Source organism: Pontibacter sp. HSC-14F20, from assembly GCF_019599265.1.
In the GTDB taxonomy this organism is placed as follows: domain Bacteria; phylum Bacteroidota; class Bacteroidia; order Cytophagales; family Hymenobacteraceae; genus Pontibacter.
Map to the genome: position 1 here is coordinate 494,480 of NZ_JAHZTC010000001.1, position 12,804 is coordinate 507,283.

Below are 12,804 nucleotides of genomic sequence, written 5' to 3' on the forward strand. Positions count from 1 at the left end.
AAGGGTTTTAAGTGAACTGTTTGTTTCACAACGGTGATACAAAAATATAAAATATTAGATATTAAAATAAGATTAGTCGCTATAATTAAAAAAGAGGTTTGCAAATGGCGTTCCGCCAAAAAAATTTGTCTGTAAGTGTATAAACCAATATATTTACCTTCTTTGTATGCTAAACTAAACAATCAACTAACAATCCCTATGTCTTATCAAGATCATACGCTTACTGACCAGGTAAGTGAGCAAAACGCACCGATTGGCGCTGACCCGGCTGGACCAGAAATGTTCGGGCATCCGAAGGGGCTTTTTTATCTATTTTTTGCCGAACTCTGGGAACGCTTTAGTTTCTACGGCATGCGCGCTCTCTTGGTGCTCTATATGGTGAATAACCTGTTTGAGTCATTCGCTAACCGCGATGAGATCGCAATTGGTATCTACGCAGCTTATGGCGCCTTAGTTTATGCCACTCCTGTAATTGGTGGTATGATTGCCGACAGACTCCTGGGTTATCGCAAAGCCATTATGCTGGGTGCCGTTCTGATGGCATTAGGGCACTTTGCGCTCGCCATTGAGCATCCAGTTTTCTTCTACGGTTCCCTTGCCCTTTTGATTGTAGGTAACGGTTTTTTCAAGCCAAATATTTCAACAATGGTAGGTACTCTTTACAAAGAGGGTGATACGCGTCGCGATGCAGGTTTCACTATCTTCTACATGGGTATTAATATTGGCGCTATGGTGGCACCGCTCATTTGTGGTTGGTTAGGTATGACTTACGGCTGGCATTATGGTTTCGGCGCTGCCGGTGTAGGTATGTTGCTCGGTCTGATCATGTTCTGGCAAGGTGGACGCAGCGGCGTGTTTGGTAACAATGGACTTCCGCCGGAGCCAGCTGTTATCAAGGAGCGTGTTGCCGGTATCACAAAAGAGGCCTGGATTTCGATTCTGAGCTTCCTTTCGCTTCCTGTTTTCGGTCTGCTGCTGTTCAATGGTACGCTTGATCTGCCAGGTTTTGGCGAAACCGTTTTTGATGGTTCTATTATGCACATTGTGATGAACTACATCCTGCTTCCTGTTATCGCCCTTGTTTTAATTTATAATCTGGTGAAAGTGGACAGTGTGGAGCGTCAGCGCTTATTTGTGGTGATTTTACTTACCTTTTTCATCACTGTTTTCTGGTCATTCTTTGAACAGGCGGGTTCTTCACTCACGCTGTTTGCTGAGCGTAACGTGAACCTTACCTTCATGAACGCAGCGCAGACTAACTCGATCAACCCTTTCTTTATCATCCTGTTTGCCCTTCCTTTCTCGGCTATGTGGGTGTTTCTATCCAAGCGTCGTGTTAATCCATTCACGCCTGTTAAGTTCGCTTTAGGTATAGCGCAGCTAGGCTTAGGTTTCCTGATTTTTGCCTGGAGTGCTAACTATGCCGATGCCGAAGGTAGAGTATCCATTTGGTTCCTGATCCTAGGTTATATGTTCATCACAACGGGTGAGTTGTTCGTATCGCCGGTAGGTCTTTCTAAAGTAACAGAGCTTTCTCCGAAGAAGATCGTGGCCTTTATCATGGGTATCTGGTTCCTGTCATCTTCTTTCGCGCACTACATTGCTGGTCTTATCGCTAAGCTGACAGCCGTAAGTGGTACTGAGGGTGAGGCTGCTACAGGTATGGCTTCTCTGCTGGTTTACACAAGCGTATTTGAACAAATTGCTTATGTGGCCTTCGGTTTTGCAGTTCTGGCGCTGTTGCTGACTCCGATCATGCGTAAGTGGATGCACGGTATCCACTAATCTGAATATTCTTATATTAAAAAGCCCGCACCTGTTTTGGTGCGGGCTTTTTTGATTTTATAGTTCTATTTATGATATTGCGAAAATTTCTGATTTAGCACTGAATTGCTTGACCGATAGCGGCTTGGTGTTAACGTGAAAATTCAACTATTAGCCATATTATTATTTACATGCAATTTATTATCAGGCGCTTTTTTGTAGCTGCCTCCCTTGTACTTATTGCTGTCTCTTGTGAGGTAGAAACAACTACCCTTACTGAAACAGACTCCAACATACCAGAACCGCCTGCCACAACTTATACCATCAAAAAAGGCGGTCACACGGGTCAAAGTCAATTCCGGCTTGTCGATACGACTACCATCCGCTTTGAAGCTACTTTTGACAGTTCTGCTATTTATAATACTGCTATTCCAAATAACCAGGCAGATATCAATAAGCTATACGGGTTGTCTGATTGCGACACCGATCACCATACCAACAGTGCCCGTTTTGGTTGGCGCTGGTATGAAGGCCGTCTGGAAATACACGCCTATACCTACAGCAACAAAAAGCGTAACACAGCCTATATTACTTCCGTGCAGCCCGGCCAAGCGAATACATATGAGTTAGCGCTGGTAGAGAAGGGGTACATCTTTAAGGTGAATGATACGCAGGTTGCACTGCCACGATCTTGTAACACAGCGAGCAGCCATTACCAGCTATACCCATATTTCGGGGGTGACGAAACGGCACCGCATGATATTACAATCAACATCAGGGAACTCTAGGTATAAATCCAAGAATATATTAAAAGCACAAAGCCCCGGACCAGAAGGCCCGGGGCTTTGTTATATTCAAATAATGGGAGTCGATTACATCATGCCGCCCATTCCGCCCATGCCACCTGGCATGCCAGCTGGTGCTCCACCTTCTTCAGATGGCTCTTCTGATACCACACACTCAGTAGTAAGCAGCAGACCAGCGATAGAAGCAGCATTCTCAAGAGCAAGACGAGTTACCTTGGTTGGGTCGATGATACCGGCCGCAAACATGTTCTCGTACTTGTCGTCGCGGGCATTGTAGCCGTAGTCAGCTTTGCCTTCACGCACAGCTTGTACCACTACAGAACCTTCGCCACCTGCGTTGGCTACAATCGTGCGAAGCGGAGACTCAAGTGCAGTCTTGATAATGCTTACACCTGTCTGCTCGTCGGCATTGTATACATCTACATTGTTGAGGGCATCCAGCGCACGGATCAGGGCAACGCCACCACCTGCTACTATACCTTCTTCAACGGCAGCTCTAGTCGCGTGTAGCGCGTCGTCCACACGGTCTTTCTTCTCTTTCATCTCTACTTCAGTAGAAGCACCGATGTAAAGGATAGCAACACCACCAGAAAGTTTAGCCAGACGCTCCTGCAGTTTCTCCTTGTCGTAGTCAGATGTTGTTGTCTCCATCTGAGACTTAATCTGATTTACACGTGCTACGATATCATCTTTCTGACCAGCACCGTTCACGATGGTAGTGTTGTCTTTGTCAATGATCACTTTCTCTGCCTGACCTAAGTACTCAAGTGTGGCGTTCTCTAGTTTATAGCCACGCTCTTCAGAAATCACAGTACCTCCTGTCAGAATGGCAATGTCTTCCAGCATAGCTTTTCTGCGGTCACCGAAGCCAGGAGCCTTTACAGCCGCTATTTTCAGGGAACCACGCAGTTTGTTTACTACCAGGGTAGCAAGCGCCTCACCGTCAACATCTTCAGAAACGATTACCAGGCCTTTACCAGTCTGAACAACCTGCTCCAATACTGGAAGCAACTCCTTCATGGTAGAAACTTTCTTGTCGTAGATCAGGATATAAGGGTTATCAAACTCCGCTTCCATCTTCTCAGCGTTCGTCACGAAGTAAGGAGAGAGGTAACCACGATCAAACTGCATACCTTCTACAGTTTTCACTTCAGTCTCAGTACCTTTTGCTTCTTCTACCGTGATCACACCGTCTTTACCAACCTTGTCCATCGCATCGGCAATCATTTTACCGATCTCAGAGTCGTTGTTAGCAGAGATAGTACCCACCTGAGCGATCTCAGAAGAGTTTTCGATTTTCTTAGACTGCGAACGCAGGTTCTCAACTACAGCGTGAACCGCTTTGTCAATACCACGCTTCAGGTCCATTGGGTTAGCACCAGCAGCTACGTTCTTGATACCAGCCGTGTAGATAGCCTGAGCCAAAACAGTGGCAGTTGTAGTACCATCACCAGCCTGATCAGCTGTTTTAGAGGCTACTTCTTTTACCAGTTGGGCGCCCATGTTCTCGATCGCGTCTTTCAACTCGATCTCTTTTGCTACGGATACACCGTCTTTTGTGATCGTAGGGGCACCAAATTTCTTATCAATGATTACGTTGCGGCCTTTAGGACCCAAGGTAACTTTTACAGCATTTGCCAGTTTGTCAACGCCAGACTTAATTTTGTGGCGAGCTTCAGCATCAAATGTGATGTTCTTAGCCATAGTTATATTGCTTAGTTTTTAATTAAATTGATAGATTAAAGAATAGCCAGGATATCTGACTCACGCATGATCAGGTAATCGCTTCCGTCGATGGAAATTTCGGTACCTGCATACTTGCCATACAACACCTGGTCGCCAACGGCAACCTGTGGCTTCATCAGAGCACCTTGCTCAGATACTTTGCCCTCGCCTACAGCCACAATCTCGCCGCGCTGTGGCTTCTCTTTAGCAGTGTCCGGAATGATGATACCAGACTTCGTTTTTTCTTCTGCTGCAGCAGGAGCTACAATTACTCTGTCTGCTAATGGTTTAATGCTGATTGACATAGTTTGTTATGTTTTTAGTTTTTGTGGTTAATGATATAACGTTGAAACCATACTGTCCCTATCATTTCCTGTGCCAAGGCCGTTTTTCTGCCAATTTGAGCCATTTTAGCAGCTTTCGGCTACCCAGTGTCTGACAAAAATGTCAGTTTGTGTCAGGTATAAGCGAACTGTCAGCAACTAGTGACAGATAGGCGGCAGCAAAACAAAAAAGCCGGCTTTAGAGGCCGGCTTTCTCAGGTATAAAGTTACTGCTACTGGGCAGTGTCTGTCATAGTAGGTATATCAGCTGCGTCAGGAATCGACATGTCGCCTTCAGACTCAGCCCCAGGGAGGGCAGGAGCTGCCGGAGTACCCATCTGGCGGGCACGTTCTTCGTTTACGCTGCGTATGGTTGTATCAGCACTGGTATCGATCATCATGTGTGTACCAAGCGTCAATACTACCAACGCAATGGCGAAACCCCATGTCAGTTTTTCAAGCAGGTCGCCTGTGCGCTTTACGCCCATCAGCTGGCTGGCACCACCTCCGCCAAACTGGCTTGAGAGTCCGCCTCCTTTAGGGTTTTGAGCAAGTACGACTAAAATAAGAAGTACGCAAATAAAGAGAATGATACTGATTAGGGCGATATACATTTTATGTTATGTTTTGTAATTTCTCGATCTGTTCGGCAAAGTAAGACTTTTTTTCCGGATATTTCAAAATAAGCTGTTCATAAATTTTAACAGCCTTTTTTGGCTTTCCTTGCTTTATAAAGATGTTAGCCAGGCTTTCGGAAGCCATGCCTTTCTTTATTTTAGAGCTCTTGAGTGATAAATCTTCCTGTGGCTCAGGCTTTAACTTCAGGCTGGCCATGGTTTTGAGCCTCGGATTGAGCTTGAGGAACTGATCAATAATGTCGAGCTGTTTGCTCAGCACATGAGCGGTGGGCTGGATCGCTTTTTCGAGCTCGTGGGTTTTGCTATACTCTAAGATCAGTTCCGGATGGAAACTTTGAGGGCGAGTCCGGGTATAGTCATCTTTCAATTGCAGTACCTCGCCCATGCGGCTGGAGCCCATCCAATAGCCCAATGCGTCTTCAGCATACAGTCGGTCGATCTCGTCAAACGAATAGTTGATCTGAGCATCTTCGTCGCTAGCTTGTTGCTCTTCCTCAGTTTCTTCAGCGTAAAGTTCGTCCTCTGTTTCTGCAGCTGGCAATGCGGCAAGAGTGAGCTCTACCTGTGTAATTTCAGTTTGTTCATCAGGTATAGCCTCATGTTCAATAAAAGAATCTGCTGCAAATGGCTCGCTTTCTTCTTCATGAACATCCTCTAAGTCTTGCAGTACCTGGGCTGCTTCAGCATGGTGCGGATATTCCGTTTCAACCGCTATCTCTGCAGCGTTTTCTTCTTCATCTCGCTCACGTAGCAAGTCGGTGGAAGATGAGCTGATGCTGTTAAAGGTAAACAGTAAGGCAAGCTCCGAATCTATTTCTGCATCAGGTGTTTCTGTTTCCTCTTCGGCCGAATCATCTGGCAAGTATGGACTCTCTTCTACCGGAGCAGGACTGTATACATCATCCAATGATTCTTCTGATATAGGTTCCTCTGCATTGGGTATAGCGTCAACTGTTTCAGCAGGCTCTGTTATGGTTTGATCTAAGTCAATTGAGGTGTCTGCCTCCTCCGTTATTAAATCTTCTACAGGTATAGATTCTGTTTCTTCTGCTAGTGCTATGTTTTCTTCCTCCTCAGTATAAACGGATTCCAGCACAGGAGAGGCGTATATCAGGCGCTTCAGCAGTTGGCGGTCTGTAGCATAGGCTGAAGCCCTGCGCAGGCGCTGCGTAGAGAGCATGCTGCCTTTGTCATAAGCTGACTTTGCCAGCAGCAAATGGGCCGTCTGGCAATATGGGAAGGCGGCCGCCACCTGCTCCAGCTCACTTTGCTGCTGGTCAGAAATGTCGGACACCTGCTTAATCAGTTTAAGAAAGGCAGATTTATTCATGTAAGGTTAAGGGTAATGAAGCTTCTTATTGACTACCAGTTGGCAACTGTCTTGTTAAACACATCGGCCACAAGGCGCTCGGTCATGCGGTCGATAGCCGCTGGCGGAATATTTGTGATATCCACGGTTGGAGGAAACTCCTCGGTGATCGTGAATTGCTGATCAAAATCCTGTTCCGGATCTTTGGCATTCGTAAAGCGAATCTGAATACCCAACGTCAGGCGGTTCAGCGTGGCCTGATCAATATTCCCGTCACGCTGAACTGCGTTTGGCGTCAGTGTAAAAGTAACGATCTGTCCCTCTAATTGCAAATCGCCGTCGCGCTGTAAAACAGTCAGGTTGGTGTTGCGTTGGTAGTAATTTTTGAAGCTGTTGGTAACCACCTGCGTCAGGTTAGAAGGGCCTTCGCCGGCACTGTTTTCAAAGTTCTGAATCGAGATGGTTCTGATATCAGGGGAAATGGAAGTGCCAGTAAATGAATAGACTCCACAGGCGTTGCAGCACAATGCTACCAGCACAGTCAGGCTCAGGATTAGGCTTTTAGTTCTCGATATCATATTGCTTCAGTTTGCGGTACAGTGTTCTTTCCGAAATACCCAGGTCGTTGGCGGCGTATTTCCGTTTATTGTTGTGCTTTTTGAGTGCTTTCAGGATCATTTCTTTTTCCATCGACTCCAGCGACAGGCCTTCTTCCTCGGTTTCGTGCGAAATGTCTTCCACAGGTTCGTCCTCGTCATACTCCTCGCTGCGTGGCTGCTGCACAGGAAGGTAATAAGGTTCAGGCTGCTCCGTGCTCTTGTAAGCGCGCACATGATTCACCTGTTCTAAGTTCTCAAATAGATGACTGTGTTCCTTAAGTAATTCGCCATCACCGGGCTGTCGGGTCATAAGTTCAAAAACCAGTTTTTTGAGCTCCGACACGTCGCGGCGCATGTCGAAAAGCACTTTATAGAGCAGGTCGCGCTCCGAGAACGACTGGTCAGCGCCCGGCTCTTTTGCCAGCAGCGCCGGCACCTGACTACCACCCTGTTCTCGTGGAAGGTAGTGTCGCAACTTGGCGGCGTCCAGTTCGCGGTCATACTCCAGCACCGAAATCTGCTCCACAATATTTTTTAGCTGACGGATGTTACCCGGAAAGCGGAAGCTCAGCAGTTCCTCCACTGCATCCGGCGTCAAGGTAATGGATTTAACACGATAGCGCTCTGCAAAGTCAGAGGCAAATTTTCTGAATAAGAGGTAAATATCCTCACCGCGTTCACGCAAAGGCGGAACAGTAATCGGAACTGTATTTAAGCGGTAATACAAATCTTCACGGAAACGGCCTTTCTCCACGGCATTGATCAGGTTCACATTGGTGGCAGCTACTACACGCACATCCGTTTTCTGTACTTTCGAGGAACCTACTTTAATAAACTCCCCGTTTTCGAGCACGCGCAGCAGACGGGCCTGTGTGCCGAGTGGCATTTCACCAATCTCATCCAGAAAGATCGTGCCGCCGTCCGTTACCTCAAAGTAGCCTTTGCGTGTATCGGTGGCGCCTGTAAATGAGCCCTTTTCGTGACCAAACAGCTCCGAGTCGATGGTGCCTTCAGGTATAGCACCGCAGTTGATGGCAATAAACTGTCCGTGTTTGCGCGGACTAAGTTGGTGAATGATCTTGGAGAAAGACTCCTTACCACTGCCACTTTCTCCTGTAATCAACACTGTCATGTCGGTAGGAGCCACCTGTGCCGCCACCTGTATGGCATAATTGAGCAAGTGTGAATTGCCAATGATGCCAAAGCGCTGTTTAATACTCTGTATATCGATGTTGCGCATCTTATCTAATTAGAAGATTTGGAAATGTGGAAATTAGAGATGATATAAGGAATTAAACTTCAATCACTTACGTCTTCAAATCCCCAAATCTAATCAACCGCTTCGCCGAAAAGGGTGCCTACGGAGCAGTCGTTGACGAATACATTCACGTAGTCTCCTTTCTGGTAATGCTTCTTGTCGAAGATCACCACTTTGTTCTGGTCATTACGTCCGCTCAACTGCTGGTCAGATTTCTTGGAGAAGCCTTCTACTAGCACGCGGTGAACACGCCCTACGTCGCGCTTGTTGCGGTTCAGGGAGCATTCGCGCTGCTTTTCGATGATCTCGGCCAGGCGACGTTTCTTTACTTCCAGCGGAATGTCATCTTCTAGTTTGCGGGCAGCCAACGTTCCTGGGCGTTCAGAATAGAAGAACATGTAGGAGTAGTCGTACTGCACATAATCCATCAGCGAAAGCGTATCCTGATGCTCTTCCTCGGTTTCGGAGCAGAAACCCGCAATCATGTCGGAAGAGATGCCGCAGTCTTCGCCCAGTATGGCACGGATCGCATCCACGCGGTTCAGGTACCAGCCGCGATCATAGGTACGGTTCATCAATTCCAGCACACGAGAATTACCGCTCTGCGCTGGCAGGTGAATGTATTTGCAGATGTTGTCGTATTTTTTCATGGTATACAACACTTCATCTGTAATGTCTTTGGGGTGGGAGGTAGAGAAACGCACGCGCATTGTCGGGCTAAGTTTTGCTACCATTTCAAGCAGTTGGGCGAAGTTTACACTTTCTGTGCCGTCTTCTGAAGCCCATTTGTAAGAGTCCACATTCTGGCCCAGGAGAGTAACCTCCTTATATCCTTGAACCACCAGTGCTTCAGCTTCACGTACAATCGAGTGGGCATCGCGCGAGCGCTCACGACCGCGGGTAAAGGGTACCACGCAGAACGAGCACATGTTGTCGCAACCACGCATGATCGAGATAAAAGCACTTACTCCGTTGCTGTTCAGGCGGATCGGGTTGATATCGGCATAGGTTTCTTCACGGGAAAGCAGCACGTTCACCGCCTTTTGTCCGCCATCTACTTCACTGATCAGGTTGGGCAGGTCTCGGTAAGCATCAGGGCCTACTACCAGGTCCACGATCTTTTCCTCTTCCAACAGTGATTTTTTCAGTCGCTCGGCCATACAACCCAGTATACCAATCACCATTTCGGGCTTCTTCTTCTTGAAATAGTTGATCTGACCCAGACGGTTGCGTACAGTGGTTTCGGCCTTCTCGCGGATGGAACAGGTATTCAGGAAAACCACATCTGCCTGTTCAATATGAGCTGTAGTGTCAAAGCCCTGCTCAAACATGATCGACGATACGATCTCACTGTCAGAGAAGTTCATCTGGCAGCCGTAACTCTCGATGTATAGTTTGCGGGACTTACCGGTATTGGTTTCAGCCGTCACTTTGGTATCGCAGGAAGCGGCGGCTGTAGCCTGCTCCGGTGTACGATTATCTATAAAATCTAAATCTATGATTGGATCCATGCTTCAAAAAATCTCTTAGGAGGTGCAAATATACTATAATCCGCTTTAAAACGTGACAGAATGGCAGAGGATTTCTTTAAATCTGATGACTTATTCCAGCCCCAGAGCTTTCCGTATACCTTGCGCTTTAAGCAGGCACTCTTCGTACTCCTGTTCAGGTATAGAGTCGTAAGTAATGGCGCTGCCTACCATGAAGGACAGGTAACCTGTTGCGGCATTGTACTGCAGACTTCGGATCACGACATTGAAATCGAAATCCTGGTTAGGTTTCAGGTACCCAAAAGCCCCTGAATAAAGGCCCCGTTTGGTTACTTCGAGTTCCTCAATCAGTTCCATCGCCCGAATCTTAGGGGCACCCGTCATACTGCCCATCGGGAAAGCTCCCTTCAGCGCATCAGCAATGCCACTCTCAGGCCGCAAATCTCCGGTGATCGTGGAGATCATTTGCGAGACCTGCCGAAAGCCGTAAATACCGAACATTTCTTCTACCTGAATCGTGCCCGTAGCACAAGAGCGGCGCAGGTCATTACGAACCAGATCCACAATCATCATGTTCTCGGCCAGTTCCTTCTCGTCGTGGCGCAGCTGGTTTTGTAGTTGCTGGTCCTCTTCGGGCGTAGTGCCGCGCCGGATGGTGCCTTTGATAGGCTGCGAGATCAGCTTTCGGCCTTCTTTTTTCAGAAAGCGTTCCGGTGAAGCACAAAGCAGGTATAGCTCGCCGTATTTAAGGAAACCAGAAAAAGGAGTGGGGGAAAGGGCATTGAGCTGCAAGTATAGTGGTAAAGGCGAAAGCTTCGCTTCTTCGGCGTAAAACTCCATGCAGTAATTCAGTTCGTATACCTCCCCATCCCGAATATAGTCCCGCACCCGTTCTACATGCCGGATATACTCTTCCTTTTGTACCCGTTGCTGCAGCTGAAGCGGGGAAATATGAAAATCTTCTGGTATAGGAGTCGCTAGTATTTGTTGTAAATCGTCTCGAGTATTATCATCTTTGCTATAGATTGTTAGATGGTCTCGCTCAAAGTACAGGTATAACTCAGGCTCAAAGAAGAAAATTTCTGGAAAGCCTACTTCATCTTTATTTCGACTGCTCAGTTTCTCCACCTGATTCTTGAGGTCATAGCCCAGATAACCACACCAGAGTTGCTGCTGCTTTCCTAATTTCTCCTGCAGTTCCTCGAATACATGTTCTTGCTCCCACTGGATGGGTTCACTACCTGAAACAGCGATCAGTTCATCAAAACCATCATAAGGATAGGGGATGCCATTGGAGGTATAGCTGGCAACAAGTGGAAACTGCTGCGCCCAGGCCAGCGCCTTTCGACGAAAAATAGCAAGCGGGACCGGCAGATCAGGTATGGGTATGGTGAAGGTATAGGCCATGGGTTTACAGCTTTTTAAGTGTCTGAAGTGCCAGTTTGGCTTTGCCGTCTATGCTGTTTTTGTAGGTATGCCCTTTGTAAGACAGTGCTTTGGTATACCATTGTCTGGCGGTCTGGGGTTTTTGCTCTTCCTGGTAAATATACCCTAATTGCAAGGCAGCATATGGCGCAAAATACAAACTCGTGTGCTGGCTTGACTCAATGGCCTGCTCATAATAGCGCTTGGCTTCTGGCAGATTCTCCATGCTATGGTGGATGCGGGCTTTCCGATAGAAGTACTCGGCCCGTTCAGCAGGTATAGTCTCGGGCCTGAGTGGCATCTTGTTTATGACCTGTAGTGCCTCCTGATAATAGCCACCATCATACTGCAAACGGGCCAGCATCAGGTAGCGATTAGGCTGGGACTGTTCTTTCACAAAACGGGCAGCATAGGCATCTTCATCCATTTCAGTCCGGCCTTGCTGTGTTATTTGGTTGTGGTGCTTCTCTGCCTGTTGCCCTTGTCCGCCCAGCCAATGGGCCAGGTATAACTTGTAGTTTGCTGCCTTTAGATAGTGCTCCCCTTTGTGCTGTGACAGAAACAATTGATTTGATTTAACGGAGTTGCTGAAATCGCCTTTGTAGAGGTATAGGTCTGCCGCCATGTGATGCAGGTATGGGAAAGCCAGGTAGCCCGTTTGCTGCGGCCGGTCTAGGTATACCTGCAAAGCTACGTCACTTTTACGTGTTTTTTTGAGCACATGCATGGCAGCGAAGCTAAACAGGAGATTATCAGGAGACTGTCTGCTAAGTTTTAAAACAGCTTCAGCGGCAACATCATTTGCCTCCGGATTCACTAGATGCTGCAGCAAGGCCAGCAGAAGCTGCGCTTCTTCCTGAAATGGATTGCTTTTAGTAGCAGCAGCTTTCAGGTTGGCCATACCTGTTTTGATACTGCCCTGCATGCCAATGATGTTGAGCAGCACGCGGTAGGAATCAGGCACGGAGCCGATGAGCACCTGCAGGGCACCCAGTGTTTTGCGGTTTGGCAGGAAATCAGGGTAGAGCCGGGAGTTGGCAGTGTATTGCAGGTATGCCTGCCGTAAATCCCAGGCGGCGCCTAGTTTATTACCTTGCAGCAATTTACTTAAAGCAATCTGTAGTCGCACTTCAGCCAGGGCATAGCCTACCCACACGGAATTATCTGTCAGACTGCTGAGCTGCTGCAATCGCTTTTCCTGCCGTGCCAGTATACCTGCGTATACCTCCGGATTTTGTTGAATGGCCCAGGTGAGAAAGTCCTGCTGGTTGGCGATCAGGAGGGCGGCAGCATTGCCAGGGTTATATAAGAGTTCCTGCTGAATCAGACGGCGACCTTCCGGAATGCGCAGGCTGATGCTTGCTTCATAGGCCTGACGCACGGCGGGACTGTAGACCGAGGCTGCCTGTGAAGGTATAGGGGAGCACATGTATAGCAACAAAAAAAAAGGATGGGCAAACGCCATCC

The 12,804-nt window shown here is 47.7% G+C and carries 11 protein-coding genes; 2 read left to right on the forward strand and 9 right to left on the reverse strand.

Annotated features, from left to right (window positions below; translation table 11 throughout):
* Window positions 1–198 precede the first annotated feature (198 nt).
* Together K3G39_RS02240 and K3G39_RS02245 are read left to right on the forward strand one after the other, a co-directional pair.
* Complete coding sequence (locus tag K3G39_RS02240) at window positions 199–1,785, forward strand: peptide MFS transporter (RefSeq protein WP_220624522.1); 1,587 nt, start codon at window positions 199–201, stop codon at window positions 1,783–1,785.
* A gap of 170 nt (window positions 1,786–1,955) precedes the next feature.
* Window positions 1,956–2,552 (forward strand): hypothetical protein, encoded by a 597-nt coding sequence (locus K3G39_RS02245; protein ID WP_220624523.1) that lies wholly within the window; start codon window positions 1,956–1,958, stop codon window positions 2,550–2,552.
* A gap of 84 nt (window positions 2,553–2,636) precedes the next feature.
* Here the strand turns inward: K3G39_RS02245 and groL are convergent, their stop codons facing one another.
* The 9 genes from groL to K3G39_RS02290 all read right to left on the reverse strand — a co-directional run bounded on the left by groL (window position 2,637) and on the right by K3G39_RS02290 (window position 12,802).
* Window positions 2,637–4,274 carry a chaperonin GroEL gene (gene groL / locus K3G39_RS02250; RefSeq protein ID WP_220624524.1) on the reverse strand — a complete coding sequence of 546 codons (1,638 nt, stop codon included), beginning with the start codon at window positions 4,272–4,274 and terminating at the stop codon, window positions 2,637–2,639.
* A 35-nt stretch (window positions 4,275–4,309) separates the two neighbouring features.
* Window positions 4,310–4,600 (reverse strand): co-chaperone GroES, encoded by a 291-nt coding sequence (gene groES, locus K3G39_RS02255; protein WP_116542610.1) that lies wholly within the window; start codon window positions 4,598–4,600, stop codon window positions 4,310–4,312.
* A gap of 251 nt (window positions 4,601–4,851) precedes the next feature.
* Window positions 4,852–5,232, reverse strand: coding sequence for a preprotein translocase subunit SecG (gene secG, locus K3G39_RS02260; protein WP_220624525.1), 381 nt, complete (start codon window positions 5,230–5,232; stop codon window positions 4,852–4,854).
* A gap of 1 nt (window position 5,233) precedes the next feature.
* Entirely contained in the window at window positions 5,234–6,586 is a 1,353-nt protein-coding gene (locus K3G39_RS02265; protein WP_220624526.1) for a hypothetical protein, read from the reverse strand.
* A 32-nt stretch (window positions 6,587–6,618) separates the two neighbouring features.
* Window positions 6,619–7,143, reverse strand: coding sequence for an LptE family protein (locus tag K3G39_RS02270; RefSeq protein WP_255593777.1), 525 nt, complete (start codon window positions 7,141–7,143; stop codon window positions 6,619–6,621).
* Window positions 7,127–8,404 carry a sigma-54-dependent Fis family transcriptional regulator gene (locus tag K3G39_RS02275; RefSeq protein ID WP_220624527.1) on the reverse strand — a complete coding sequence of 426 codons (1,278 nt, stop codon included), beginning with the start codon at window positions 8,402–8,404 and terminating at the stop codon, window positions 7,127–7,129. The genes K3G39_RS02270 and K3G39_RS02275 overlap by 17 nt, the downstream gene beginning before the upstream one ends.
* 89 nt (window positions 8,405–8,493) lie before the next feature.
* Window positions 8,494–9,933: a tRNA (N6-isopentenyl adenosine(37)-C2)-methylthiotransferase MiaB gene (miaB, locus tag K3G39_RS02280; RefSeq protein ID WP_220624528.1), complete on the reverse strand. Its 1,440-nt coding sequence runs from the start codon at window positions 9,931–9,933 to the stop codon at window positions 8,494–8,496.
* A gap of 90 nt (window positions 9,934–10,023) precedes the next feature.
* Window positions 10,024–11,319 (reverse strand): anthranilate synthase component I family protein, encoded by a 1,296-nt coding sequence (locus K3G39_RS02285; RefSeq protein WP_220624529.1) that lies wholly within the window; start codon window positions 11,317–11,319, stop codon window positions 10,024–10,026.
* Between the two features lie 4 nt (window positions 11,320–11,323).
* Window positions 11,324–12,802 (reverse strand): DUF3808 domain-containing protein, encoded by a 1,479-nt coding sequence (locus tag K3G39_RS02290; RefSeq protein WP_255593781.1) that lies wholly within the window; start codon window positions 12,800–12,802, stop codon window positions 11,324–11,326.
* Window positions 12,803–12,804 lie beyond the last annotated feature (2 nt).

Bases quoted from the DNA above. Each gene is read 5' to 3' on its own strand.
- groL (WP_220624524.1), bottom strand. From the start codon at position 4,274: ATGGCTAAGAACATCACATTTGATGCTGAAGCTCGCCACAAAATTAAG.
- K3G39_RS02245 (WP_220624523.1), top strand. From the start codon at position 1,956: ATGCAATTTATTATCAGGCGCTTTTTTGTAGCTGCCTCCCTTGTACTT.
- miaB (WP_220624528.1), bottom strand. From the start codon at position 9,933: ATGGATCCAATCATAGATTTAGATTTTATAGATAATCGTACACCGGAG.
- K3G39_RS02290 (WP_255593781.1), bottom strand. From the start codon at position 12,802: ATGGCGTTTGCCCATCCTTTTTTTTTGTTGCTATACATGTGCTCCCCT.
- K3G39_RS02285 (WP_220624529.1), bottom strand. From the start codon at position 11,319: ATGGCCTATACCTTCACCATACCCATACCTGATCTGCCGGTCCCGCTT.
- K3G39_RS02240 (WP_220624522.1), top strand. From the start codon at position 199: ATGTCTTATCAAGATCATACGCTTACTGACCAGGTAAGTGAGCAAAAC.
- groES (WP_116542610.1), bottom strand. From the start codon at position 4,600: ATGTCAATCAGCATTAAACCATTAGCAGACAGAGTAATTGTAGCTCCT.
- K3G39_RS02265 (WP_220624526.1), bottom strand. From the start codon at position 6,586: ATGAATAAATCTGCCTTTCTTAAACTGATTAAGCAGGTGTCCGACATT.
- K3G39_RS02275 (WP_220624527.1), bottom strand. From the start codon at position 8,404: ATGCGCAACATCGATATACAGAGTATTAAACAGCGCTTTGGCATCATT.
- K3G39_RS02270 (WP_255593777.1), bottom strand. From the start codon at position 7,143: ATGATATCGAGAACTAAAAGCCTAATCCTGAGCCTGACTGTGCTGGTA.
- secG (WP_220624525.1), bottom strand. From the start codon at position 5,232: ATGTATATCGCCCTAATCAGTATCATTCTCTTTATTTGCGTACTTCTT.